This window comes from Pseudomonas sp. SCA2728.1_7, assembly GCF_018138145.1.
Classification (GTDB): domain Bacteria; phylum Pseudomonadota; class Gammaproteobacteria; order Pseudomonadales; family Pseudomonadaceae; genus Aquipseudomonas; species Aquipseudomonas koreensis_A.
In genome coordinates this window covers 3,660,417-3,684,024 of record NZ_CP073104.1, presented here as the reverse complement: position 1 = coordinate 3,684,024, position 23,608 = coordinate 3,660,417, and the positions used below count along the sequence as shown (strand labels likewise).

Annotated in this window: 24 protein-coding genes; 4 read left to right on the top strand and 20 right to left on the bottom strand. The window is 61.4% G+C overall.

What is annotated here, in order from left to right; all coding sequences use genetic code 11:
- Window positions 1–17 precede the first annotated feature (17 nt).
- Together KBP52_RS16390 and hemE are read left to right on the top strand one after the other, a co-directional pair.
- The gene (locus KBP52_RS16390; RefSeq protein ID WP_007909438.1) at window positions 18–1,436 is read left to right on the top strand and encodes an FAD-dependent oxidoreductase; all 1,419 of its coding nucleotides are present in this window, start codon (window positions 18–20) and stop codon (window positions 1,434–1,436) included.
- Between the two features lie 241 nt (window positions 1,437–1,677).
- On the top strand, window positions 1,678–2,745 hold the full coding sequence (gene hemE / locus KBP52_RS16385; protein ID WP_077570432.1) for a uroporphyrinogen decarboxylase: 1,068 nt from the start codon (window positions 1,678–1,680) through the stop codon (window positions 2,743–2,745).
- Between the two features lie 178 nt (window positions 2,746–2,923).
- Here the strand turns inward: hemE and KBP52_RS16380 are convergent, their stop codons facing one another.
- Complete coding sequence (locus KBP52_RS16380) at window positions 2,924–4,198, bottom strand: MFS transporter (protein WP_095047211.1); 1,275 nt, start codon at window positions 4,196–4,198, stop codon at window positions 2,924–2,926.
- Between the two features lie 118 nt (window positions 4,199–4,316).
- Between KBP52_RS16380 and KBP52_RS16375 the strand changes: the two genes are divergently transcribed.
- On the top strand, window positions 4,317–5,219 hold the full coding sequence (locus KBP52_RS16375) for a LysR family transcriptional regulator (RefSeq protein WP_099757784.1): 903 nt from the start codon (window positions 4,317–4,319) through the stop codon (window positions 5,217–5,219).
- A 104-nt stretch (window positions 5,220–5,323) separates the two neighbouring features.
- Here KBP52_RS16375 and KBP52_RS16370 read toward each other — a convergent pair whose 3' ends face one another.
- On the bottom strand, window positions 5,324–5,761 hold the full coding sequence (locus KBP52_RS16370; RefSeq protein WP_212620559.1) for an excinuclease: 438 nt from the start codon (window positions 5,759–5,761) through the stop codon (window positions 5,324–5,326).
- A 296-nt stretch (window positions 5,762–6,057) separates the two neighbouring features.
- Between KBP52_RS16370 and KBP52_RS16365 the strand changes: the two genes are divergently transcribed.
- Window positions 6,058–6,261, top strand: coding sequence for a transcriptional regulator (locus KBP52_RS16365; RefSeq protein ID WP_116029237.1), 204 nt, complete (start codon window positions 6,058–6,060; stop codon window positions 6,259–6,261).
- A 110-nt stretch (window positions 6,262–6,371) separates the two neighbouring features.
- Here the strand turns inward: KBP52_RS16365 and KBP52_RS16360 are convergent, their stop codons facing one another.
- From KBP52_RS16360 to KBP52_RS16275, 18 genes are all read right to left on the bottom strand, one after another.
- Window positions 6,372–7,175, bottom strand: a complete 804-nt coding sequence (locus tag KBP52_RS16360; protein ID WP_038360091.1) for a hypothetical protein — start codon at window positions 7,173–7,175, stop codon at window positions 6,372–6,374.
- Window positions 7,176–7,200: 25 nt separating this feature from the next.
- Window positions 7,201–8,427, bottom strand: coding sequence for a beta-ketoacyl-ACP synthase (locus KBP52_RS16355; RefSeq protein WP_016983866.1), 1,227 nt, complete (start codon window positions 8,425–8,427; stop codon window positions 7,201–7,203).
- Window positions 8,427–9,155, bottom strand: a complete 729-nt coding sequence (fabG, locus tag KBP52_RS16350) for a 3-oxoacyl-ACP reductase FabG (RefSeq protein WP_212620558.1) — start codon at window positions 9,153–9,155, stop codon at window positions 8,427–8,429. The genes KBP52_RS16355 and fabG overlap by 1 nt, the downstream gene beginning before the upstream one ends.
- Window positions 9,148–9,612 (bottom strand): hotdog family protein, encoded by a 465-nt coding sequence (locus KBP52_RS16345; protein ID WP_077570446.1) that lies wholly within the window; start codon window positions 9,610–9,612, stop codon window positions 9,148–9,150. Before KBP52_RS16345 ends, fabG begins: the two co-directional genes overlap by 8 nt.
- On the bottom strand, window positions 9,609–10,805 hold the full coding sequence (locus KBP52_RS16340) for a beta-ketoacyl-[acyl-carrier-protein] synthase family protein (protein ID WP_077570448.1): 1,197 nt from the start codon (window positions 10,803–10,805) through the stop codon (window positions 9,609–9,611). Before KBP52_RS16340 ends, KBP52_RS16345 begins: the two co-directional genes overlap by 4 nt.
- Window positions 10,802–11,398 carry a hypothetical protein gene (locus KBP52_RS16335; RefSeq protein WP_249122186.1) on the bottom strand — a complete coding sequence of 199 codons (597 nt, stop codon included), beginning with the start codon at window positions 11,396–11,398 and terminating at the stop codon, window positions 10,802–10,804. The genes KBP52_RS16340 and KBP52_RS16335 overlap by 4 nt, the downstream gene beginning before the upstream one ends.
- A complete protein-coding gene (locus tag KBP52_RS16330) occupies window positions 11,398–12,123 on the bottom strand; it encodes a class I SAM-dependent methyltransferase (protein WP_212620556.1) in 726 nt (241 codons plus the stop codon). Before KBP52_RS16330 ends, KBP52_RS16335 begins: the two co-directional genes overlap by 1 nt.
- Window positions 12,120–13,367: an NAD(P)/FAD-dependent oxidoreductase gene (locus tag KBP52_RS16325; protein WP_077570452.1), complete on the bottom strand. Its 1,248-nt coding sequence runs from the start codon at window positions 13,365–13,367 to the stop codon at window positions 12,120–12,122. Before KBP52_RS16325 ends, KBP52_RS16330 begins: the two co-directional genes overlap by 4 nt.
- On the bottom strand, window positions 13,354–14,517 hold the full coding sequence (locus tag KBP52_RS16320; RefSeq protein ID WP_077570454.1) for a sodium:proton antiporter: 1,164 nt from the start codon (window positions 14,515–14,517) through the stop codon (window positions 13,354–13,356). The genes KBP52_RS16325 and KBP52_RS16320 overlap by 14 nt, the downstream gene beginning before the upstream one ends.
- A complete protein-coding gene (locus KBP52_RS16315) occupies window positions 14,514–16,853 on the bottom strand; it encodes an MMPL family transporter (protein WP_077570456.1) in 2,340 nt (779 codons plus the stop codon). The genes KBP52_RS16320 and KBP52_RS16315 overlap by 4 nt, the downstream gene beginning before the upstream one ends.
- Window positions 16,837–17,439 carry an outer membrane lipoprotein carrier protein LolA gene (locus tag KBP52_RS16310; protein ID WP_212620555.1) on the bottom strand — a complete coding sequence of 201 codons (603 nt, stop codon included), beginning with the start codon at window positions 17,437–17,439 and terminating at the stop codon, window positions 16,837–16,839. The genes KBP52_RS16315 and KBP52_RS16310 overlap by 17 nt, the downstream gene beginning before the upstream one ends.
- Window positions 17,436–17,861 carry an acyl-CoA thioesterase gene (locus KBP52_RS16305; RefSeq protein WP_137218546.1) on the bottom strand — a complete coding sequence of 142 codons (426 nt, stop codon included), beginning with the start codon at window positions 17,859–17,861 and terminating at the stop codon, window positions 17,436–17,438. Before KBP52_RS16305 ends, KBP52_RS16310 begins: the two co-directional genes overlap by 4 nt.
- Window positions 17,854–19,398 (bottom strand): aromatic amino acid ammonia-lyase, encoded by a 1,545-nt coding sequence (locus KBP52_RS16300; protein ID WP_077570462.1) that lies wholly within the window; start codon window positions 19,396–19,398, stop codon window positions 17,854–17,856. The genes KBP52_RS16305 and KBP52_RS16300 overlap by 8 nt, the downstream gene beginning before the upstream one ends.
- Window positions 19,379–20,326 carry a glycosyl transferase gene (locus KBP52_RS16295; RefSeq protein ID WP_212620554.1) on the bottom strand — a complete coding sequence of 316 codons (948 nt, stop codon included), beginning with the start codon at window positions 20,324–20,326 and terminating at the stop codon, window positions 19,379–19,381. The genes KBP52_RS16300 and KBP52_RS16295 overlap by 20 nt, the downstream gene beginning before the upstream one ends.
- Entirely contained in the window at window positions 20,323–21,057 is a 735-nt protein-coding gene (locus KBP52_RS16290) for a glycosyltransferase family 2 protein (RefSeq protein WP_212620553.1), read from the bottom strand. Before KBP52_RS16290 ends, KBP52_RS16295 begins: the two co-directional genes overlap by 4 nt.
- 77 nt (window positions 21,058–21,134) lie before the next feature.
- Window positions 21,135–22,814 carry an acyl-CoA synthetase family protein gene (locus tag KBP52_RS16285; RefSeq protein ID WP_212620552.1) on the bottom strand — a complete coding sequence of 560 codons (1,680 nt, stop codon included), beginning with the start codon at window positions 22,812–22,814 and terminating at the stop codon, window positions 21,135–21,137.
- Window positions 22,811–23,356 (bottom strand): hypothetical protein, encoded by a 546-nt coding sequence (locus tag KBP52_RS16280; protein WP_077570470.1) that lies wholly within the window; start codon window positions 23,354–23,356, stop codon window positions 22,811–22,813. Before KBP52_RS16280 ends, KBP52_RS16285 begins: the two co-directional genes overlap by 4 nt.
- Complete coding sequence (locus KBP52_RS16275; protein ID WP_007909503.1) at window positions 23,353–23,607, bottom strand: acyl carrier protein; 255 nt, start codon at window positions 23,605–23,607, stop codon at window positions 23,353–23,355. Before KBP52_RS16275 ends, KBP52_RS16280 begins: the two co-directional genes overlap by 4 nt.
- Between the last annotated feature and the right edge of the window lies 1 nt (window position 23,608).

The following is a 23,608-nucleotide window of genomic DNA, read 5'->3' as shown; positions in this document are numbered from 1 at the left end:
TTGATGAGGTTTTAACAATGGCTGAACGTCTGAATAACGACTTCCAGTTCATCGATGTCGGGCGCAAAGATCCGAAGAAGAAACTGTTGCGTCAACGCAAGAAAGAGTTCGTCGAAATCTACGAACCGTTCAAACCCCAGCAGTCGGCCGATCAGGCCCACCGCTGTCTGGGTTGCGGCAACCCGTATTGCGAATGGAAGTGCCCGGTGCACAACTTCATTCCCAACTGGTTGAAGCTGGTGGCCGAGGGCAACATCCTTCAGGCCGCCGAGCTGTCGCACCAGACCAACACCCTGCCGGAAGTCTGCGGCCGGGTGTGCCCGCAGGATCGTCTGTGCGAGGGTGCCTGCACCCTTAACGACGGCTTCGGCGCGGTGACCATCGGTTCGGTCGAGAAGTACATCACCGACACCGCGTTCGCCATGGGCTGGCGCCCGGACATGTCCAAGGTCAAACCGACCGGCAAACGTGTCGCGATCATCGGCGCAGGCCCGGCGGGTCTCGGTTGTGCCGACGTGCTGGTGCGTGGCGGCGTGACCCCGGTGGTGTTCGACAAGAACCCGGAAATCGGTGGTCTGCTGACCTTCGGTATCCCCGAGTTCAAGCTGGAAAAGACCGTGCTGAGCAATCGTCGCGAAGTCTTCACCGGCATGGGCATCGAGTTCCGTCTGAATACCGAAGTCGGCAAAGACGTGACCATGGAACAACTGCTCGCCGAATACGATGCGGTGTTCATGGGCATGGGCACTTACACCTACATGAAGGGCGGCTTCGCCGGTGAGGATCTGCCGGGCGTGTATGACGCACTGGATTTCCTCATCGCCAACGTCAACCGCAACCTGGGCTTTGAAAAGTCGCCGGAAGATTTCGTCGACATGAAAGGCAAAAAGGTTGTGGTTCTTGGTGGCGGCGACACGGCGATGGACTGCAACCGCACGTCGATCCGTCAGGGTGCCAAGTCGGTGACCTGCGCTTATCGTCGTGACGAAGCGAACATGCCCGGCTCGCGCAAAGAGGTGAAGAACGCCAAGGAAGAAGGCGTGAAATTCCTCTACAACCGCCAGCCGATCGCTATCGTCGGCGAAGACAAGGTTGAGGGCGTGAAAGTGGTCGAGACCCGTCTCGGCGAACCGGACGCCCGTGGCCGTCGCAGCCCTGAGCCGATCCCGGGTTCCGAAGAGATCATCCCGGCCGACGCCGTGGTCATCGCGTTCGGTTTCCGCCCGAGCCCGGCGCCGTGGTTCGAACAGTTCGAGATCCAGACCGACAGCCAGGGCCGCGTCGTTGCGCCTGAGCAAGGTCAGTACAAGCACCAGACCAGCAACCCGAAAATCTTTGCCGGTGGCGACATGGTGCGCGGTTCCGACCTGGTGGTGACGGCCATCTTCGAAGGCCGCAATGCCGCCGAAGGGATCCTCGATTACCTGGGCGTCTAAACAAGCGACGCAATACCCTGTAGGAGTGAGCCTGCTCGCGATAGCGGTAGATCAGTCACCAGATCCATTGACTGACATTCCGCTATCGCGAGCAGGCTCACTCCCACAGTTGTTTTTTGGGGGCTGCAAACTCTGCATTCCAGCGCAATAAATTGACCCGATAGATAAAAGGCTGACCTGCATCCGTGCCTTTTGCGCCGCGCTCTGAGAAAATGCCCGCACTTTTTTTCCGGATGCCGACATGACTGCCCTGAAGAACGACCGTTTCCTCCGCGCCCTGCTCAAGCAACCCGTAGACGTCACCCCGGTGTGGATGATGCGCCAGGCCGGCCGCTACCTGCCGGAATACCGCGCCAGCCGCGCCAAGGCCGGTGATTTCATGAGCCTGTGCATGAATCCGGAATTCGCCTGCGAAGTCACGATGCAACCGCTCGACCGCTATCCACAACTGGACGCGGCGATCCTGTTTTCCGACATCCTCACCATCCCCGATGCCATGGGCCAGGGCCTGTACTTCGAGACCGGTGAAGGTCCGCGCTTCAAGAAAGTCGTCAGCACCCTCGCTGACATCGAAGCCTTGCCAATCCCTGATCCGCACAAAGACCTCGGCTATGTGATGGACGCAGTCAGCACCATCCGTCGCGAGCTCAACGGTCGTGTGCCGCTGATCGGTTTCTCCGGCAGCCCGTGGACCCTGGCGACCTACATGGTTGAAGGCGGCTCGTCGAAAGACTTCCGCAAGACCAAAGCGATGCTCTACGACAACCCGCAAGCCATGCACCTGCTGCTGGATAAACTGGCGCAGTCGGTGACCTCGTACCTCAACGGCCAGATCATGGCTGGCGCGCAAGCGGTGCAGATTTTCGACACCTGGGGCGGCAACCTGTCGGCGGCGGCGTATCAGGAGTTCTCGCTGGCTTACATGAAGAAAATCGTCAGCGGCCTGATCCGCGAACACGACGGGCGCAAAGTACCGGTGATCCTCTTCACCAAAAACGGCGGCCTGTGGCTGGAAAGCATCGCCGACGCTGGCGCCGACGCCTTGGGTCTGGACTGGACCTGCGACATCGGCAACGCCCGCGCCCGCGTTGGCGACAAGGTTGCCCTGCAAGGCAACATGGACCCGACCGTGCTCTACGCCAAACCGGAAGCGATCCGCACTGAAGTCGGACGCATTCTGGCCAGCTACGGCAAGGGCAGCGGGCACGTGTTCAATCTGGGTCATGGCATCACGCCAGAGGTTGATCCGGAGCATGCGGGTGCGTTCCTGCGTGCGGTGCATGAGCTGTCGGCGCAGTATCACGAGTGATCGCCACATCATAAAAAACGCCCGGTTAAATGCCGGGCGTTTTTGTTTGCACGATTCAATGTCGGCCGCGGACCAATTGTAGGAGTGAGCCTGTTCGCGATAGCGGTGAGTCAGTCGCTGAATGTACTGGCTGACACTCCGCTATCGCGAGCAGGCTCACTCCTACATGGGTTACGCGTCAGGCTTTGACACCGCTGAGAGGCGGCAACTTCGCCAGCTTCAATGCGACCAGCAGCGCGATCAGTAACAGCGCGCCGATAAACAAGCCGATGCCATTCCAGCCGCCGAGATGCCAGAACACCCCGCCCGCCGTGCCGGCAATGCTCGACCCGGCGTAATAACTGAACAGGTACAACGATGACGCCTGCCCCTTGGCCTTGGTCGCCCGCCGACCAATCCAGCTGCTCGCCACCGAGTGCGCGCCAAAAAAGCCAAAGGTGAAAATCAACATGCCGACAATCACCAGCAACAGCGGCGTAAACATGGTCAACGCCAGTCCGGCGAACATCAGCGCAATCGTCGCCCACAGCACTTTGCGTCGCCCCAGTTTGTCCGCCAGCGAACCGATCTTCGCCGAGCTGTAGATCCCCGACAGATACACCACCGACAGCAGACCCACGAACACCTGATCGAGGTTGTACGGCGCGGCTAGCAAGCGATAACCGATGTAGTTGAACAGGGTGACGAATGCACCCATCAGCACGAATGCCTCCAGAAACAGCAGCGGCAGACCGGCATCGCGAAAGTGCATGGTGAAGCCATCGAGCAAACTGCGCGGGTGCAGTGAGCGTGAACGGAAGTTGCGCGACTCCGGAAGAATCTTCCAGAACACCGCGGCGGCAATCATCGCCAGACCACCGATCACCAGCATCGCCGTGTGCCAGCTGACGAAGTCGATCAGCACGCCGGTGATCAAGCGCCCGCTCATCCCGCCAATCGCGTTGCCGCCGATGTATAAACCCATCGCCAGACCGATGTGTTGCGGATGGATCTCTTCACTCAGATAGGTCATTGCCACCGCCGCCAGCCCACTCAGCGACAGTCCGATCAGCGCACGCATGATCAGCACGCCTTCCCAACTCGGCATCATCGCGCTGGCCATGGTGCACAGCGCCGCTGCGAAAAGAGCAGTCACCATCACCGGTTTGCGCCCGACCCGATCGGAAATCGGCCCGGTGATCAACAGGCCGATAGCGAGCATGCCGGTGGCCACCGAGAGGATCAGGCTGCTTTGCGCCGCATTGATCCCGTACTCGTGGGACAGCAGCGGCATCATCGGCTGCACGCAGTAGAGCAGGGCAAACGTCGCGAAGCCGCCGCTGAACAGCGCCAGCACCGTGCGCATGAACATCGGCGTGCCTTTTTCGATGTAGATCTCTTGCAGCTCGGCGACGACATCGTCCGCCGCAGCAGGCGGGACTTCATGGGCAAGGGGCGCGACAGCAGTTTTCACTTCAGACCTCGGAGGGCACGGCCAGGCAGGCAATGAAAAAATCATATAGCTGGCTAATGTTTCTATCCAATATATTGTTCGACCTGTTTGATAGCTTTAACGACCTAATGGGGTTTCCATGGAATTGCGTCATCTGCGCTACTTCATCGCCGTCGCCGAAGAGCTGCATTTTGGCCGCGCCGCACAGGTGCTGGGGATTTCTCAGCCACCGCTGAGCCAGCAGATTCAGGCGCTGGAGCAAGAGGTTGGCGCGCGGCTGTTTGAACGGACCAATCGTCGGGTCGAGCTGAGTGAGGCCGGGCGGTTGTTTCTCGAAGAGGCGCGGCTGGTGCTGGCGCAGGTCGACAAAGCGGCGGACGTCGCCCGGCGTGCGCAGCTCGGTGAACTGGGCGAGTTGAAGATTGGTTTCACCTCGTCGGCACCGTTCAACTCAACTATTCCCCAGGCAATCTTTGCCTTTCGTCAGCGTTTTCCGGCGGTGCACCTCAACCTTCGCGAGATGAGTAGCACGCAAGTTGCTGAGGGCCTGGTGGATGAGTCGATCGAGGTTGGCATCATGCGCCCGCTGGGTTTGCCGGATTCGCTGAGTGTGGTGGAGTTGATGCGAGAGCCGCTGGTCGCCGTGCTCGGTTCCAAGCATCCATTGGCGCAGGGCAGTGAAGAAGGGCTGTTCCTCTCGGCGCTGGCGCTGGAGCCCTTCGTGTTCTTTCCGCGCAGTTACGGCAGCGGGCTGTATGCGCAATTGCTGAGTCTGGCGCGCGATGCCGGGTTCAGCCCGCACTTTGCGCAAGAGGCGGGGGAGGCGATGACCATCATCGGCCTGGTCGCAGCGGGGTTGGGGGTTTCGGTGCTGCCGGCGTCCTATCAGCGGATGCGCATCGACGGCGTGGTCTATCGCCCGTTGCTCGATCCGGAAGCGGTGTCGGCGGTGTGGCTGGTGCAGCGCAAGGATCAGAAATCGCCGATGGCCAAGGCTTTCGTAGATTTGCTCACGCGCAAAGTCGAACCTTCAAAGGCGTGATTGCTGCGCAATCAAATCGCGAGCAGGCTCACTCCCACAGGGGAACGCATTCCAAGGTGGGAGCGAGCCTGCTCGCGAAGGCGTCGGCCCAAACATCACAGATTTCAGGGCAACCGCACCAAATCCCCCTTCAACGCCACCCGCGTGACAAAAATCCCTGCCCGGCATTCATACGTATTCAAATCCTTGCGCACATGCTGGTCGTAGTAACTGACGATATTGACCACCGCATTCGCCCCGACCCGCTTGGCATCGGCCTGTAACTTGATCAGATTCGATTGCAGCACCCACTCGCAGGAATCGTGATCACTCTTGTTGAATCCGTTGGTCTTCAAATCACTGACCACCCCGCTGCGCAACAACTGCTGAGTCCCCTGTGGCCCATTACCGAGCAGATAGAACTTCACACTGCCATCCAGCCGCCCGGCGCGAACGGCGTCCGACAGCACGGTTTCGAAGGGCATATACATGAGATTGGTGGCGTGGCTGGCGCTGGGCAGTAGCGCGAAAAGCGCAGCGGCGATCAGGGCTTTCACTTGCATGGTCATCTCCTTGACGGTGAAAGAGAACCGCGAGTGCAGGGCTGATGGGCTCGCCGTTCCACCAGGCGCGGTGCGACGGCCTGTCAGGACGAGTGTAGATGCTGAAACGAGCAGGGCGCCGAATGGTGCCCTTGTGGCGAGAAAATTTATCCTCGCGTTATCGCGGATTTAAGGTGATTGCGATCTGGACTACACAAGGTCAGTGCATTCCCTACGAAAACTTCAGAAGTGAGTGCCTTGGATGAATAACCTAAGGACGCTAATTTTCTTAACGCCAGAAAACATCAAGAAAAAACATGATCGAAAAATTTACGAAATGGGACTCTATCGATTATTTGAAAACTGATGAGGACTTGGTGACCTATCTTGAGGTTTGCCTGGATCAGGCAGGGGACGATCTTCAGTTCATCGCCAAAGTGTACGGGACGATTACCCGTGCCCGCCTCAGGATGTTGGGCGACGCCCCAAAATGTTCCCGCAAGGGGCTTGTGAGACTCTGAGGATCCTGGATAACCAGCCATCGCAGAGCCAGACAGGTAATCGGCGATGACAAGCCAACCTGTTTGTGAAAGGGCGCCGAATGGCGCCCTTTGTCGTTTCTACAATCCCATCAATCCACGTGCGCCAGATCCCCGCGCAACGCCACACTCGACACCACCAGCCCGGCACGGCACTGGAATTTTTCGGTGTCTTTGTACAGATCACGCTGGTCGACGCTGGCGATGTTGATCACCGCGTTGGCGTCGGCTTTTTTTGCGGCGTTCTGCAGGGTTGCCAGCGCCGATTGCAGGGCCCAGAAGCAGGCGTCCTCGTCGGATTTGTTCGAGCCGTTGGTCTTGCGGCTGCTGCTCACGGTGTCGAGTTTGCGTACCTGTTTGGGCAGGGTTTCGCCGGCCAGGTAGAACTTCACGCTGCCGTCGAGCAGGCCGGCGTCGGTGGCGCGTTTGACGCCTTCACGGAAGCTCAGGTAAGTCGGCTCGTCGGCACCCTGTTTGATGATGCCGAGGTTGTTGACGGCTTCGATGTCCGGGTTGATCGACAGCTCTTTGAGCACGTTGTCGCGCAGGCGGTTGACCCAGCGGTTGTAGTTGCCGTGGATCTTGCCGTCCTTGGCGTCGAGGCCGTAGCTGCTGCGGTAGTCGATTTCGAACGAGGTCGGGGTGAACGGAATATCGACTTCGGCGTGATGGCGACCGCGTACAGTAATCGCCGCTTTGATCATGCCCGGACGTACCGATTGCACGACCCATTGGCGATCGTTCAGCGCAGTGACGATGGCGCGGCTCATCTGTTGCTGGGTGAAACCGAGGTTGGGCGAGAACTCTTCCTTGGCGTTGTAAACCGGTTTGCTGGTGCAACCGCCGAGCACAAAAGCCAGTGCCAACAGAGCGGCGATGCGGTGAAACTGAGTCATTCCCTTCACTCCAAACGTGTTGCGGTCAGTGCCAGCGGCGGAAAATCAACGAGGTATTGACGCCACCAAAAGCGAAATTGTTGTTCATCACGTAGTCGTGATGCATCTGGCGGAATTCGCCGCGCAGGTAATCGAGTTTGCCGCAGTGCGGATCGACCTCGTCGAGGTTGAACGTGTGCACGTACAGGTCGCGATTCATCATCTCGATGCTGAACCACGACTCCAGTGCGCCGCAGGCGCCGAGTGTGTGGCCGAGGAAGCTTTTCTGCGAACTGATCGGCATGCGCTCGCCGAACAAACTGCTGGTTGCCAGTGTTTCGGCAATGTCGCCCTGTTCTGTAGCGGTGCCGTGGCCATTGACGTAACCGATGGCGTCCGGCGTCAGGCCGGCGTCTTCCAGCGCCAGTTCCATTGCACGACGCATGGTCACTTGTTCCGGGCGCGTGGTGTGCTGGCCGTCGGCGTTGCTGCCGAAGCCGACGATCTCGGCGTGGATGTGCGCACCACGGGCGAGGGCGTGTTCCAGCTCTTCGAGCACGAGCATGCCGCCACCTTCACCGATCACCAGACCATCGCGGCCCTTGTCGTACGGGCGTGGACTGGTCTGTGGCGCATCGTTTTTCAGGCTGGTGGCGTAGAGCGCATCGAAGACCATGGCCTCGGTCGGGCACAGCTCTTCGGCGCCGCCGGCGAGCATCAACGGCAGACGCCCGAACTTGATCGCCTCGTAGGCGTAACCGATGCCCTGACTGCCGCTGGTGCAGGCGCTGGACGTCGGGATCAAGCGACCGGTGAGGCCAAAGAAGATGCTGATGTTGGCGGCGGTGGTGTGCGGCATCATCCGCACGTAGGAGTTGGCATTGAGGCCTTCGGCGACCGAGTTGAGCAGCATGTTGCCGAACGCTTTGATCTCGTCGGTGCTGCCGGTGGACGAGCCGCAAGCGACGCCCATCCGCCCATCCTTGATCGATTCGTCACCGAGCAAACCGGCGTCAGCCAGGGCGTTTTCTGCCGCACGAACCGCCAGCCGCGATACCCGGCCCATGCTGCGCAATTGCTTGCGCGTCCAGTGCGCCGGCACTGCAAAATCATCGATCGGCCCGGCCAGGCGCGTGTTGAGTTCGCTGAAGCGATCCCACTCGTCCATCCGGCGGATGCCGCTGCGGTTGGCCGCGAAATTGCCGGCGATGGTCTCCCAGTCGCTGCCCAGCGAGGTGATGCCGGCCATGCCGGTGACGACGACGCGCTTCATCAGCACAAGCCTCCGTTGACCGCCAGGACCTGGCGGGTGATGTACGAGGCTTCCGCCGACATCAGGAAATTCACCGCACTGGCCACCTCTTCCGGGGTGCCCATGCGTTGCGCGGGGATCATTTTCATCAATTCTTCCACCGGCACGTTTTCGTCGAGCATCGCCGTGTCGATCAGGCCCGGTGCGACGCAGTTAACCGTGATTTTGCGCTTGCCCAGCTCGATCGCCAACGCCTTTGCCGCGCCAATCACGCCGGCCTTGGAGGCGCTGTAATTGACCTGGCCACGGTTGCCGATCAGCCCCGACACCGAGGTGATGCAGACAATGCGACCCGCGGCGCGACGGCGGATCATCGGCATCATCACCGGGTGCAGCACGTTATAGAAACCGTCGAGGTTGGTGCGCAACACCACGTCCCAATCGTCGTCGCTCAGCGCCGGAAAGGCACCGTCGCGGGTCAGCCCGGCGTTCAACACCACGCCGTAATAGGCGCCATGGCTTTCGACGTCGGCTTCCAGAATGGTTTTGCAGGTTGCGCGATCGGCAACGTCGAATTGCAGGATCCGCGCCTTGCGCCCCAAGGCTTCGATTTCACCCTGAACGCTTTGCGCTTCGGTCACGCCGCTGCGGCAATGCAGGACGATATCGTGCCCGGCCTGCGCCAGACGCAAGGCAATGGCGCGGCCAATGCCACGGCTGGAGCCGGTGACCAGTACGGATTCAGTCATCGTTCGACTCCTGTGTCTGTTGCAGATATTGAGTGACCTGGGGTGGGCGGAACACGTTCAGCCGCGCGCTGGCATGGATGCCGGCGCCGTGGATATGACATTCGAATACGCCCATGCCGTTGTCGTCTTCCAGCGAACGCAGACCATGAATGGTCAGATCGCTACCGGCGGGGAACGCTTCGACGTTGCACTCGAACTTGCGTGTGCCGAGCAGGAACCCCAGCTCCACCGGATTGCCTTTGAGTCGCGCGTGGCAACCGGCAAACGCGGCGACGCTCTGTGCCATCAGTTCGACGCCGACCCATGCCGGCAGGCTGCCGTCGGGCAGGCTGAACAAGCCTTCGGGCTTGACCGTGAGGCGGGTGAAAATCTGCTCCTCGTCAAAGCTGAGGATGCTGTCGATCAGAATCATGTCGCCCGCGTGGGGCAGCAGTTCGGCGAGCGGCCAGGCCGTCATGGGGCGTCTCCGATAATCAGGCTGACGTTGTTGCCGCCGAAGGCAAACGAGTTGCTCATCAGGTAGCGGGGTGCAATGGACGTCAGGCGTTCGCTCGCGGTCACCCACTTCAGCGGCGGCAGCGCGGGATCGGGCTGAGCGTCCCAGACATGTGGCGGCAAGGCGTGGTCGGGGTTGTCGGTGCTCAGGCTCAACCAGCAAAACGCTGCTTCCAGTGCGCCGGCCGCACCGAGGGTGTGGCCGGTCATCGGTTTGGTCGATGAGCAGGCGACGCCCTCGGGAAACAGTTCGGCGACCGCCAGACTTTCCATCGCGTCGTTGTGTTGAGTGGCGGTGCCGTGCAGGTTCAGATAGCTGATTTGCGTGGCATGCAGGTGCGCGCGGTTCAAGGCCTTGTGCATTGCTTGCAGCGCGCCGCGCCCGGTCGGCTCAGGGGCGGAAATGTGATGCGCGTCGGAACTGGCGCCGGCGCCGAGCAGGGCAATGGCCGGGCCTTCGCCTTGCTGTTTGCTCATGACGAACAGCACCGCCGCTTCGCCGATGTTGATACCGCTGCGGTTGGCCGAGAACGGATTGCAGCGCTCGTCCGACACTGCTTCCAGCGACGAAAAACCGTTAAGCGTCAGCTTGCACAAACTGTCGACGCCACCGCACAGCACGGCGTCGCACAAGCCCAGATCGAGCAGGCGCTGAGCGCTCATCAGGGCGCGGGCGCTGGAAGTGCAAGCGGTGGAAATCACGTAGGCCGGGCCGCTCAGTTGCAGCCAGTCAGCGAGGAAATTTGCGGGCGCGCCGAGTTCCTGCTGACGGTAATCGTATTCCACCGGGAACTGCTGCTCGCGAATGTAATGCGCCAGACCACGGCTGGCCTCGTCGATGCCCGAGGTGCTGGTGCCGAGCACGACACCGATGCGGTCGCGGCCGTAGGTCTGGATCGCTTGATCAATGTCATCGCGAATCTGCAACGCCGCCTCCAGCAACAGCTGATTATTTCGACTGCGCTGATCGGCGAGTTCTGCCGGGATCGGCGCCAGTTCGCCGTGGACGGCGGCCACCGGCAACTCACGTTCCGCCACCCAGCCAGACTCGCGGCGCATGCCCGAGCAGTCGCCGGCGAACAGGTTGCGGGCGATTTCCGACTTGTCGCGACCCAGCGCGCAAATCACCCCGAGGGCATTCAGGTAAGCGGTCATGGCGTCGGTTCACCCAGCGGAGAAACACGATAGTGCGGGCCTTGAGGCAAGTTCAATTCGAAGCTCAACGGTTGTGCATAACGGATGTCCCAATGCGCCGGCAGAGAGCGTTGCTGGCCCTGTTGCTGCGCGGTGGGGTAATTGCGCAGCAGCTCGCCGGATGGGGTCAGGGCGAACAGCAGCGCAGCAAACAACTCGCGGGCTTCCAGGTTCGGCGGCAGCAGCCCATCAGCTTGCCAGTGGCCGTCGATCAGTTGCTGACGTGCCTGGGGAATGCCCAGCGGATCCATCATCGACCAGCGGATGCCCGGGCCTTCGCGCTGGATCACCAGCAGCCAGTCCTGGCGTTGTTCGGCTTGTTGGCGTTCGATGTGCAGTTGCAACGGCAGGGGCAAAGTCGGGTTGCCCGCAGGCAGCGGCGCCTGGCTGGCGCAGGCACTCAACAGAAGCACCATGCCAAACACAAAAAAACGCCACACCGCGGACACTGTAGGAGTGAGCCTGCTCGCGATAGCGGTCGCACATTCAAAATACAGGTTGGCTGACCCACCGCTATCGCGAGCAGGCTCACTCCTACAAGGATTTGTGTACATCAGGAAACCTCTGCCAGAGGCTTGCGCGCAACGACATTCACCAACGTCTCTTCGCGCTGCCCGAACGGCTTGGGTTTGAGTAAGCCAAACCGCTCCAGCAAACCAAAATCCTTCGACCGGCTCCACCACAGATACGGGTAGGAAACATTGCGTTCGCCAAACTCAAACCCCTGCCCGCGAATCATCTGCAGATACTGCGCCGCACTCTTCTGCACGTGCATCGGATGACGGAACAGCCAGCGAATCACCCACGTATCAATGTATGCCTCGGTGGACTCGGCGAACAGCAGATAGCCACCCGGTTTCAGTACCCGATAAAACTCGGCCAGGGCCTTTTCCTGCTCGACCAGATGATGAAAAGTCTGGTGGCAGAACAGCAGGTCAACACTGGCGTCCGGCACATTGAGCGTCGCACAATCGCTGCCGATCAGTTCCACGTCCAGATCCAGACGCGTCGCTTCTGCGCCGCTCAATTCAAGGCTGTGCGGGTCAGCATCGACGCCGATCAAACGCTGGGGCGCGAAGGTCTGGCGCAGATGACCGAACGACTTACCTTGCCCGCAACCGGCGTCCAGCAACACCGGATGTTCCGGCGGCACTTCACTGAACAGTCCGCGCAGATCATTGATCGCCACCCGCAGCACATGGTGCTGCCAGGTGTGGCTGCGCAGGAACCAGAAGCCGAAGCGGGTTTCCTCGACGTAGCTGTCGCTCAAGTAATTCATGTGGCGTCCTTTGCACAGAGTTCGGAAATCATCTTCAAGCGGCGGCGCGCTTCGCTGACGAACGGATTGCGCTCATCCCAGGCGTAGCCGGCGAGGATCGAACAGATCATCCGACGGATTTCCGCTTGGCTGTCTTCATAGAAAATCACGTCCTGAAAGGTGCCGGCGTACCAGCCCTCGACGTAGCAGCGGAAGGTGTCGACGCCGCGCTTGAGCGGCTCGGCGAATTCGCTCTGCCAGTCGACTGTTTGGCCCTGCAACTGACGGTGCAAAACCGCTGCTGCCATGCTCGCCGAACGCATGGCGATGGTCACACCGGAGGAGAACACCGGGTCAAGAAATTCTGCCGCGTTGCCGAGCAAGGCAAAGCCTGGCCCGTGCAGGCTTTTCACATTGGCCGCGTAACCGCCGAGCGTGCGCGCCGGGATGTCCCACACAGCATTGTTGAGTACGCCGGCAAGGCTCGGGGTTTCGGCGATGAAACCGCGCAGACAGGCATCCAGATCGCTGTCGCGATCCTTGAAATGTTCTTCAGCGGCGACCACGCCCACCGAGCAGCGGCCGTTGCTGAACGGGATCGTCCAGAACCAGATATCGCGATGTTCGGGATGCGTGGTGACGAGGATTTTTTCGCGGTCGAACGCCGGGTTGTCGATGTGATCTTCAACGTGGGTGAACACCGCTTGGCGCACCGGGAAATTCGACGGTGCTTCCAGATCCAGCAGTCGCGATAACACGCGGCCGTAGCCGCTGGCATCGAGGACGAAACCCGCTTCGACGCGGTACTCACTGCCGTCCTCGCGGCGTACGTCGAGCAACGGTTTTGTCCGCTCGAAATCGACGCTGACGATGGCATCGCCGTAGCGGATTTCCGCGCCCTGCAACGCCGCTTGATCAGCCAGCAGTTTGTCGAAGTCGGCACGTTGCACCTGGAACGTGGTCGGTTTGCCGCCGGTAAAGGTGTCACCGAAATCGAAGGCGCTGTAACGCTCGCCCCAGGCGAATGCGGCGCCGGTCTTGCGCTGGAAGCCGGCGGCATTGACGGCGTCGAGCATGCCAGCCTCTTCGACGAAATCCAGGCAATGGCTGAGCAGGCTTTCGCCGATCGAAAAGCGCGGAAAGTGCTGGCGCTCGAGCACCAGCACATCGTGGCCCTTGCGTTTGAGCAGCGCGGCGGCGATGGCGCCGGACGGGCCGGCACCGATGATCACGACCTGACGGGATTCCATTTCAACGATTGGCACGTGAACTCCGGGGCAAAGGATGTTGCAGATTCAATGGCGCGCGATGCAGGCCGATCAGGGCCGGTAGCAGCGTCGCGATCAGGCCCATCAGCATCAGCGCGAAGTACAGCGCCGGGGTGATGAGTTGTTGTTGCAAGAGCAGATTGAGAAAGACGATTTCGCTGAGGCCACGAATGTTCAGCAGCACGCTTTCACGCCAGCGGCTGGCGCCTTCGAACGAAGCGCCGGCCCAGCCGAGACCGAGCCAGTTGCCGAGCAGTTTACTGGCAATCGGCAACAGCAGCAGCGCCGCCCATTGCGCCGCGCCGAGGCTGGCGAGGGCGCTGTGTACATCGATCTGCACAATGCCGAACGTGAGGATCAGCGGAATCGCCAGCCACGTCTGCAAACGGTTCATCCAGCGCGCCGGCAACGGCAGCACCAGCGGTACTTTCAGCGCGGCCATGCACAGCAGATAACCGATGCCGAAGATCAGCGCGTTGAGTTTGTAATGCTCGGCCATCACCAGCAGCGCAAAGAACCCGAGGCTGTAGGTCAGTGGTCGGCGTACACCGATGACGCGCAGCAACAGCGGCACACAGGCGAGGCCCAGCGGCAGCAACAGACTGCTCAGGTGCAGACTGCCCTGGGCGAGGCCGAACAGTGTCCAGCAGGTCAGATCAATGAGGATCGCGGTTTGCACCAGACGCCGGGTGGCGGCGGGCGGGTAATCGATGTGGCGCAGATACAGGTACAGCACCGGGATCGCAGTGATCGCGAACACCAGGCCGATGGCCAGCGAGTTGAGCCACGGTTGCGTTGGCAGTAGCCAGTAAGCCGCCGCCAAGCCGCAAGTGAACGGCACGGCAAAACTCGGCACGGCGATTTTCACGCTCTGGCGATCGAGTTTCAGATCAATTACATCACTGAGGATATGTCCGAGCAGCAAGGCAAAACTCAGGCTGTAGAGGTTTTTCAGCCAGTCTGGCGCGATCAGTTCGGCGCCGCTGAGCTGCCAGCCCGGTTCGATCCAGAAGTACATCAGCAGCGGCAAGCCGAAGCTCGCCAGGAGCAACTGGCTGACAATCGGGATCAGGCCGAAGTGGCGCCCTATGCGCGTGGCCACGGCGAACAACGCCAAGGCCAGCAGCCAGAAACCGACGACCATCATGCTGCTGGCTCCGCGACTGTCGCGGTGTGTTCGTGGCGTCCGGCCCACGGTGCGAGCATGAAGCTGAACGCCAGACCAAGGCTCACCGACAGACCGAAGTTGCTCACCGCAGGTGTGCTGGAGACCGCCAGCAAACCAAACGACAGCCACGTCGTCACAGCGGCCAGCAAGGTGCCAAGCAGGCTCACCGCCGCGCCACCGACTTGTTCACGCATGAGAATCGCGTAATCGACGCTGATTGCCGTCACCAGCAGCAGGCCGAACAGGCTGAACAGAGTCAGCGGCTGACCGAGCCAGCCCAGACTGGCGAGGCTGCACAACGCGGCGAGCAACGGCAGGGCAACGATACGCAGCGCCCCGCCGAGACCGAACGGCAACATCAGCACCAGCACGATCAATGCGCAGGAAGCGAGTTTCAGTTCAGCAGCGCTGATCTGCGTCGCGGCAAACACTTCATTCAATTCCCCGAGGCGATCGACCAGCATTACCCCCGGCAAGTCCAGCGCTTGCACGCGCAACAGCGCCGGGTTGTTCAAACCTTGCAGGCTGGTCATCGCCGCCACGCCGTCTTCGCTCGGGCCGAGCCAGAGCGTGCGATAAGGCTCGCCGAGCGGGCCGGCCAATGCCGCGTCGATGTCTTCGGCGGGCACGGTCTGCAGCTGTTGCAGTTCGCTTTGCAGCGCGGCGAGCGGTACACCGAGGTCGAGCAGTGGCTGCCAGTATTGCGGCAGTCTGTTCAGCGCCTCGCGCACCTGTTCTTGCTGGTTCGGCGGGCTGACCAGTTGATCGAGGGCCAGATAACCTTGCAGCTTGTCGAGGTTGACCAGTTGCTGCAGACGCTCGCTCAGCGCGGCCTGCCGCTCGAGCAATTGCTGCTGATTGTCGGCGCGCACGAGGAAAAACTGGCTGGTCGGCTGATAGCCGGTGATGCGCGCGATGGCTTGCGCTTCGTCGGTCAGATGTTGCGGTGCGCCGACCCATTGGCGGATGTCATTTTTGCTTTGCAACTGCACCAGACCGCCCACACAGAAGGCGATCAGTAGCGCCAGCAACACTGGCGTGCGTACGCGTTCGAGGAGTTTTTCGCGCAGGTTGAGCATTCGCTCGGCCAACCGCAGCGGCCATTGCGCGGGGCGCAGTTCGACGTTTTTCAACAGCGCCGGCAACAGGCATACCGCCGACAAATACGCGCCGAGCAGGCCGGCGGCAGAGAACACGGCGATTTGCGTCAGTGCCGGGAACGGCGTCCACGCCAGCGCCAGATAACCGATGGCGCTGGTGATCAGACTCAGGGTCAATCCGGACAAGGTCAGGCGCAAGGCTGGCCAACTGCGCCACGGCTTCAGGCTCCAGCTCTTCGACAAATAGTGCAGCGGGTAATCCACCGCCACGCCGATCAGGCTGGAGCCGAGCACCAGCGTCATCACATGCATATGGCCGAACAGCGCCACACAGGCCACCGCGCCAAACAACATGCCGACCAGTACCGGCACGAACGCCAGCAACACGCGCCAGCGGCGGAAAGCGAGCAACAGCAACAACAGAATGCCGACAGTGGCGCCGCCGCCAACCCAGGTCATTTCACGAGTCGCTTGCTGCTGACCGTTGGCCGCGTACAGCAAGCCGCTGGCGGCGAGCAGTTGCACGTCGGATTTCGCGGCTTGATCACGGCTTTGTTGCAGCAGTGCCGCGACTTGCAGTGGCAGGTTCATGTCGAAGGCATTGCCGGTGGTGCGTGCGCGCAGCAGCACCCAGCTCTTGCCGTCGGCATCGGCAATCAACGCGCCGCTGCCGATGTCCAGTTGCACCGAACCGTGCTGCGGCTGGCTGTTCTGAATGCGCCCGGTCAGGCCCAGCCAGTCGTCCTGACTCGGCACCAGACTGAAACCGCTGAACGGGTCGAACAGGGCTTGTACACGTTGCTGAATGAACGCGTCGGGGTGCTCGATCAGCAGTTGCCGGTCATCCGCCGAGAGCATCGCCAGTCGCCCTTGCAGCAGTTGCGTGCGCAGGGCCGGCAGGTCTGCTTGCAGGTTCCACTGCACCTTTTCGAACAACCCGCTGGCCTGCCATTGCTCACCCAGGGTCTGCGCCATGGTGACGGCCTGCTGGCGATCGGCGTGGCCGACCAGCACCAGCATTTCGCGGTTGAGCGGTTCCTGCATACGCTGCTCGGCGCGCTGTTCAAGGGCGTCCGGGTGGGTGCCGGGCACCAGTTCCATCAGGTTCGCTGATAGCGGCGCACCGTCGCGCCATTGCCAACCGGCCAGCGCGACGACTGCCAGCAGCAGGATCAGAAACAGCCAGGGCAGCCTGCGTTCACTCGGCAAAGTCATGTTGCTCCGCGTCGCTCAACGGTTGACTGGCGTTGCTGTCCTGCATGCGCAGCACAGTGCTGTCGCCTTGGGTTTCCAGCAGTTCGATGGTCTGCACCAGCGCGCCGCCGTCGATGTTGATCTGGTTGAACACTTGCTTGAGCAGCAGCGAGCGCGGGGTCAGGGTGAGTTTCCACTGTTGTGCATCGCCGCTCAGCGCCAATTCGAAATCCCGTTGCAGGCCACTGCTGTCGCCTTGCAGCACGGCGAGAAACAAGCGGTTCTGCTCGGCACCGGCACTCTTGTTCGGCAGCAATTGCCAGCCGTTATCGTCGCGGCGGGCGATGCCTTTGGCGCTGATGCGGTAGTCCTGCTGCAGCGGGGTTTTCAGCAGCCAGAGCAGTCCGTGATTTTTGGCGAGAACAAAACTGCCCTTGCTGATCAGCGGCTGGGGCAGGGCGCGCAGGTGTTTTTCCTGGACGAACTGACCGTGGATCACCTCCGGTTTCGCCAGTTGTGCGCTGAGTTGTTGCAGGTCGAAGGCGTTGGCCAGCGCCGACAGCGTCAGCAGCGCCAACACGCTCAGGCTTTTAACAAATACATTCATCGCAGCATCCTTTCCACGGCATTGGTGAAGACCTTCGGCGAAGCCAGCTGCATCTCGCGACTGCTCACTTCAACGGCGACCTGCACCGAGCTGGCGCGGGTCAGGCGCTCGCCGCTGTGCAGGTCGGTGATCAGGTAATTGATCTTCAGCCGGTTTTCCCACTCGACCAGACTGGCGCGCACATTCAGCCGTTGACCGAACACCGCGCCGCGCACATAGCGCAGTTGCAGGTCGATGATCGGCCAGGCGAAGCCTGACTCGACCATCTGCGTGTAGTTGTGGCCGATCTTGTCCAGCAGCGCACAACGGGCGACTTCGAGGTATTTGACGTAATGGCCGTGCCAGACGACGTGCATGGTATCGACGTCGAAAAACGGCACGAGGATTTCGGTGTCGGCGTGAAGCACTCCGGCGCTACGCATGCAGCCTCCAGTGTTGCGCGGCGATGCGTTGCAGGCACAGGCGCAATTCGCCTTCCAGCGCGCGGTCTTCGATCACCGGCGGGAAGTCCTTGGCGAGTTCTTCGTGCATTGCCGCCAGTGACGGTGGCAGCGGTCGCGCGTCTTCAGCCTGAGCGCGCAGCCATACGCCTTGATTGGCGGCCAGCAGGGTGGCGGCGGCGACCTGTTCGGTCAGCTCCAGCACACGAATTGCATCGCGGGCGGCGATGGTGCCCATGCTCACCTTGTCCTGGTTGTGGCACTCGGTGGAGCGCGAGAACACGCTGGCCGGCATGGTGTTTTTCAGCGCTTCGGCGGTCCAGGCGCTGGTGCCGATCTGCACGGCTTTGAAGCCGTGGTTAATCATTGCGCGATCCGCCGGGGCACCGGAAAGGTTGCTCGGCAGACCGTGGTTGTAACGCTCATCCACCAGCAAGGCGAGCTGCCGGTCGAGCAGGTCGGCGACGTTCGCCACCAGGTTTTTCAGGCTGTCCATAGCGAACGCGATATGGCCGCCGTAGAAGTGCCCGCCGTGCAACACGCGCTCGGCTTCGGCGTCGATGATCGGGTTGTCGTTGGCGCTGTTCAGTTCGGTCTCGATGAACGAACGCAGCCAGTTCAGGCTGTCGGCCAACACGCCGAGCACGTGTGGTGCGCAGCGCAGCGAATAGCGATCCTGCAGGCGATGCAGCGGTGCGGTCGGCGCGTCGATCGCCAGATCCTTGCGCAGCCACGCGGCGACCTGCATTTGCCCAGGATGCGGTTTGGCGGCGAACAGGCGCTCGTCGAAGTGCTCCGGGTTGCCTTGCAGTGCGACCACATTGAGCGCAGTGATGCGCGTGGCCAGTTGCAGCAGATAGTCGGCGCGGGCGAAGGCCAGGCAGGCGAGGCCGGTCATCACCGCGGTGCCGTTCATCAGTGCCAAGGCTTCTTTCGGGCGCAGCACCAAAGGCGTCCAGCCCAGTTCGCGATGCACATCGGCCGCCTGACGGCGCTCACCTCGAAACATCACTTCACGCTCGCCGGACAAGGTCGCGGCGACGTAAGACAGCGGCGTCAGATCGCCGCTGGCACCGACCGAGCCTTCTTCGGGAATCAGCGGCAGGATGTCGTATTCGAGAAACGCGTGCAGACGCTCGAGCAGTTCCACGCGTACTCCGGAAACGCCGTGGCACAACGACTGCAACCGTGCCGCGAGCACCGCGCGAGTGGCTTGCGCATCAAGCAGCTTGCCCAACCCGCAACCGTGGAAGGTGTAGAGATGACGCGGCAACGCTTCGACGTGATGCAACGGCACCGCGACCACGCAGGAGTCGCCGTAACCGGTGGTGACGCCGTAGATCACGCCTTCCTTGTCCAGCAGCGAATCAAGGAACCGCGCGCCCTTGGCGATGCGCTCGCGATAGTCGGCGTCGCTCTGCAACTGCACGGGCGCCTGACGGTTGGCCAGGGCCAGCACGTCTTCGATGCGCAGTGGGCGTTCGCCGAAGGTTACCGGCTCATGGGTTGGCGTCGTCATCGGTTTTCCAGAAAGGATAAAAGTTGAACCATTGTTGCGGCGCTTCGAGGCAATAGTGACTCAGGCGTTGCGCATAGCGGGTGGCCCACTGATGAATGACCTGCTCGCGCTCGCTACGCTTCCACACCACGGCGTCGGCGAAGGGCTCGAGGGTCAGGCGATAGTGGCCGTCTGGTTGCTTGAGGCACATCAGCAGATTGACCGGGCATTTCAGCAGGCCGGCGAGCAGCCACGGGCCTTGCGGGAACGGCGCTGGACGGCCGAGAAAGTCCACGGTCACGCTACGCCCGCCGTGCAGCGGCACACGGTCGCCGGCAATCGCCAGCCACTCGCCGCGCTCCAGCCGTTCATGCAGTTGCAGCATGATCACCGGGTCGAGTTCGCTGACCTGAATCAGGCGCAGATTGGTCGCCCCGGCCTCGCCCAGCAAACGGTTGAATTGCTCGGCGTGCTTGGTGTGCACCAGCACATTCATGGTGACTTTTTCGCCGATCTCCGCCAGTGCGCGACAGACTTCGAGATTGCCCAGGTGAGCGCCGACCAGCAGTTGCCCGCGACTGCCGCGTAACTGATTGCGCAGCAGCGCCGGGTCGATGATTTCGATTTGTTCGATACGCAGCTTGCCGTTCCACACGTCAAGCTTGTCGAGCATCGAGTCGGCGAAGGCCATGAACTGACCGAACACGCGCCAATGCGTCGGGCGCAACGCGTCGCGCTGACTCCATGCGGCCAGGCGTTGCTGGTATTGCCAGGCACTGCGCCGTGCGGTGCGGCCGAACAGGAAAAAGTACAGAACGATGCCGTACAGCAATGGGCTGAGCAGGCGTCGGCCAAGGACCTTGGCGGCGAGCGCGGTGAATTTCATCAGCAGGAAACTGCCGCGTTCCTCGCGGTCAGCCCAGTGCTTCTTGTCAGTCTCGCTGGTCATGCGCGCCACCGCCGCCAGAGGATTAGCGGAAAGCGCAGCAACATGCCGAGAAACAGCCGTGTGTGCATGCTGGAAATCAGTGCGTTGTCGTGGAACAGACGGAAGTGCGACACACCGTCCAGCGGGTAGTGCACGCTGGTTTGCAGCCAGCGCATCGGCTGATTGCGCCACGACAGGCGCACGAGAATGTCCGAGTCGAAATCCATGCGCTTACCGACTTTCGCCGAGTCGATCACTGCCAGTGTCGGGGCCAGCGGATAGACGCGAAACCCGCACATCGAATCGCGGATCTGCAGCGACAGCGTGTTGATCCAGACCATCACGTGGGTCAGGTAGCGCGCGTACAAACGGCCTTTCGGCACACTCTCGTCGAACAGCGGATAACCGCAGATCATCGCCTCGGGATGCGCACGGGATTCCTCGACGAAACGCGCCACGTCGTGCAAGTCGTGCTGGCCGTCGGCGTCGACCTGCAATGCATGGGTGAAACCCAACAGCGAAGCTTCGCGCAAACCGGTCATTACCGCGCCGCCCTTGCCCTGATTGGCGGTGAGACGGACGAGATGCACGTTGTCACGCTCGGCCAGTGCGTCGAGCACTCTGGCGCAAGATGTCGTGCTGGCGTCGTCCACCAGAATGCACGGCAGGCCTTGCGCGAGCAAAGCGTCGACCACCGTGGTGATCGCGGTTTCGTGGTTATAAACCGGGATCACCGCGCAAGGGTTATGCATAACAGTTCTCCATTGGAAAACCGCGATCCCTGTAGGAGTGAGCCTGCTCGCGATTGAGTGCGCAGCACTCACCAAGGTCAACCATGCTCAATACCCAAAAGAATCCGCCCACTGGAACAGGTCGCCGTGTCATTGCGATAAGCGAAATACAACTTGCGGCGCTCAGGATCAAAGCGCAGGTGCAGCTGAATTTCATCTCCCGGCCGCACCAGTTGCTGGAACTTCAGCACTTCCATCCCGGCAAACGGGCCGGTCAGATTCAGCAACTGCCGCCCAAGGTTCAGCGCCCATTCCACCTGCACCACGCCGGGCAATACCGGGGCTTTAGGGAAGTGGCCGCTGAAATAAGCCAGATCCGGCGGCACGCTCAACTGCAGACTCCATTCACCCTCAGTTTCGACCTGTTCCAGCACTTCCGGCGCTTTCGCTCGCGGGGCAATCAGCAACGCTTCGATATCGGCCTGCGGCAGCTTGCCTTGGCTGTTCAACGGCAATTGCCGCACCAGTCGCCAGCGTCGGGGCAGGGCCAGGGCTTCGCAGTGTTGGCGCAAATGCTGGCGCAGGGTTTCAGTCAGGCTGCGACGGCCGTGCTCACGCAAGGCAAACAGGCCGTCCTCGCTGAGCACCAGCAACGCACCGAGGGAAGCACGGTTTTCCTGAACCACACCCAAGCGTGCTTCAGCGACCCATTCGTGGGCAACCAAGGCTTGTTCGAGCATGGGCAGCGAGATGCGTTTTTCTTCCAGTTTAACGATGCGGTCCAGCCGTCCGAGCAGTTCGAAGCGGCCATCGGCGGCGATGCGCGCAGCGTCAGCGGTGTGTTCGACGTGCCCGGCGGGCAGGTAAGGTGAAGCGATCAGCAGGGCGCCTTCACTGTCTTGGCTCAGTACGACATCGGCGAACGGTTGCCACAGTTGTTCGCCCTGACGCCAGGCAATGCCGCCGGTTTCCGAACTGCCGAGGATTTCCGTCGGCCATTGCTGCAAGCGTTGTTGCAGGCTCTGCGCAGCTTCAAAGGGCAACGCGCCACCGGAGGAAAACACCCGGCGCACGGCGCTGAGGGCCGGCCAGTCGAGGTTGTCGCCCATGCGTTTGAGCAGCGCCGGGCTGGCGATCCAGGCGAAAGCCGGATGTTCGCGGCTGGCACGCTGCAAGTCCTCGGGAAAAGCCAGTTGCTTGCGCACGAACGGGCGCCCGGCGCACAGCGGCCACAGCACGCGAAACAGCAAACCGTAAATATGTTGGGTGGCGACGCTGCCGATGATGCAGGCCTCGCCGAGATCCGCGCCCCACAGTTGCTCCAGCGCTTGGACTTCGTTGGCCAGTTGGCGCAGGGTCTTGTCGATGCGCTTGGGCTCGCCGCTGGAACCGGACGTGCACAGGCTCAGACGGCACTGGTCGAGGTCCAGTTCGGCGCCGGCGAGCGGCTGCTGCTGAACCTCGCTCAGTTGCGCGTCATCGGCTTGATCCGTCAGCCACAGATCGACTTCAGCGGACCAGCGCTGGCGGGTTTGTGCTTGCAGATCCGAAGGCAGCAGAACGCTGACGCCGGCACGCCATGCGCCCAGCAAAGCGATGGCCAGTTCGGCGGCATCTTCCAGGTGCACAGCCAGGCGCTTCACGCCTTGCGCTTGCAGACCGGCAGCAACGCTCAGCGCCTGTTCGCACAGCTGCGCGTGATCGAGGGCCGGTGCGTGGCTGATGGCCCGCGCCGGCAGAGGCTTGAGCAACAGCTGCTCAAGTTTTATCCAGTTCATGTACGGCCTCTTACCCGTTGTCGTATCAGCCATTCAATGGCAAACATCAGGCCGATCAATCCATAGGAGATCAGGCCGGTGTACAACATCCACCAATTCAGCGGCGCCCACAGGGTCAGCAGGGCGGCGCACAAACCGTTGCAGAAGAAAAACACGCTCCAGGCCACGGTGACCTTTCGTGTGTAACGAATAGCGTTTTCCGGTAGTTCTGGCTCACGCAACCGCGCCATACGTTCGACCATCGGCGGGCCGTATTTCAGGCTCAGGCTGAACAGCACCAGCATGAAGCCGCTGATCAGCACCGGGTACCAACGCAGCAACAGCGGACTGTCGAACAGCGCCAGCAGCAGGCAAAAGGCGATCGCCACACAGGCCATCCACAGGCTGCCGGGCTTGCGCTCGCCGGTCAGTGCCCGCGCCAGCCACAAACTGCCCAGCAGCAGTCCGAACTGCCACGGGGCAAAATGCTCCATGCCGAAATACACCGCAAAGGGGTACAGCAGACCGGCCAGCAGCAGGCCGAGGCCGATCAGTCGGCTCATGCGGCCGGTTGAACCAGACGGTAGACCGCCTCGACCACGTCACCGACCGTGCGCACCGATTTGAACTCTTCGGCGGCGATTTTCTTGCCGGTCTGGCGCTTGATGTGATCGATCAGATCGACCGCGTCGATGCTGTCGATTTCCAGATCCTGATACAGGTTGGACTCCAGGCTCACACGGGCCGGATCCAGTTCGAACAGCTCGACCAAGGCATCGCGCAGGGTGTTGAAAATATCGTCACGAGTTTGCATG

Bases quoted from the DNA above. Each gene is read 5' to 3' on its own strand.
- KBP52_RS16360 (WP_038360091.1), bottom strand. From the start codon at position 7,175: ATGACTCAGTTTCACCGCATCGCCGCTCTGTTGGCACTGGCTTTTGTG.
- KBP52_RS16290 (WP_212620553.1), bottom strand. From the start codon at position 21,057: ATGCATAACCCTTGCGCGGTGATCCCGGTTTATAACCACGAAACCGCG.
- KBP52_RS16345 (WP_077570446.1), bottom strand. From the start codon at position 9,612: ATGACGGCCTGGCCGCTCGCCGAACTGCTGCCCCACGCGGGCGACATG.
- fabG (WP_212620558.1), bottom strand. From the start codon at position 9,155: ATGACTGAATCCGTACTGGTCACCGGCTCCAGCCGTGGCATTGGCCGC.
- KBP52_RS16285 (WP_212620552.1), bottom strand. From the start codon at position 22,814: ATGAACTGGATAAAACTTGAGCAGCTGTTGCTCAAGCCTCTGCCGGCG.
- KBP52_RS16305 (WP_137218546.1), bottom strand. From the start codon at position 17,861: ATGCGTAGCGCCGGAGTGCTTCACGCCGACACCGAAATCCTCGTGCCG.
- KBP52_RS16355 (WP_016983866.1), bottom strand. From the start codon at position 8,427: ATGAAGCGCGTCGTCGTCACCGGCATGGCCGGCATCACCTCGCTGGGC.
- KBP52_RS16365 (WP_116029237.1), top strand. From the start codon at position 6,058: ATGATCGAAAAATTTACGAAATGGGACTCTATCGATTATTTGAAAACT.
- KBP52_RS16370 (WP_212620559.1), bottom strand. From the start codon at position 5,761: ATGCAAGTGAAAGCCCTGATCGCCGCTGCGCTTTTCGCGCTACTGCCC.
- hemE (WP_077570432.1), top strand. From the start codon at position 1,678: ATGACTGCCCTGAAGAACGACCGTTTCCTCCGCGCCCTGCTCAAGCAA.
- KBP52_RS16310 (WP_212620555.1), bottom strand. From the start codon at position 17,439: ATGAATGTATTTGTTAAAAGCCTGAGCGTGTTGGCGCTGCTGACGCTG.
- KBP52_RS16390 (WP_007909438.1), top strand. From the start codon at position 18: ATGGCTGAACGTCTGAATAACGACTTCCAGTTCATCGATGTCGGGCGC.
- KBP52_RS16340 (WP_077570448.1), bottom strand. From the start codon at position 10,805: ATGACCGCTTACCTGAATGCCCTCGGGGTGATTTGCGCGCTGGGTCGC.
- KBP52_RS16300 (WP_077570462.1), bottom strand. From the start codon at position 19,398: ATGACGACGCCAACCCATGAGCCGGTAACCTTCGGCGAACGCCCACTG.
- KBP52_RS16275 (WP_007909503.1), bottom strand. From the start codon at position 23,607: ATGCAAACTCGTGACGATATTTTCAACACCCTGCGCGATGCCTTGGTC.
- KBP52_RS16295 (WP_212620554.1), bottom strand. From the start codon at position 20,326: ATGACCAGCGAGACTGACAAGAAGCACTGGGCTGACCGCGAGGAACGC.
- KBP52_RS16375 (WP_099757784.1), top strand. From the start codon at position 4,317: ATGGAATTGCGTCATCTGCGCTACTTCATCGCCGTCGCCGAAGAGCTG.
- KBP52_RS16330 (WP_212620556.1), bottom strand. From the start codon at position 12,123: ATGAATTACTTGAGCGACAGCTACGTCGAGGAAACCCGCTTCGGCTTC.
- KBP52_RS16280 (WP_077570470.1), bottom strand. From the start codon at position 23,356: ATGAGCCGACTGATCGGCCTCGGCCTGCTGCTGGCCGGTCTGCTGTAC.
- KBP52_RS16335 (WP_249122186.1), bottom strand. From the start codon at position 11,398: ATGTACACAAATCCTTGTAGGAGTGAGCCTGCTCGCGATAGCGGTGGG.
- KBP52_RS16315 (WP_077570456.1), bottom strand. From the start codon at position 16,853: ATGACTTTGCCGAGTGAACGCAGGCTGCCCTGGCTGTTTCTGATCCTG.
- KBP52_RS16320 (WP_077570454.1), bottom strand. From the start codon at position 14,517: ATGATGGTCGTCGGTTTCTGGCTGCTGGCCTTGGCGTTGTTCGCCGTG.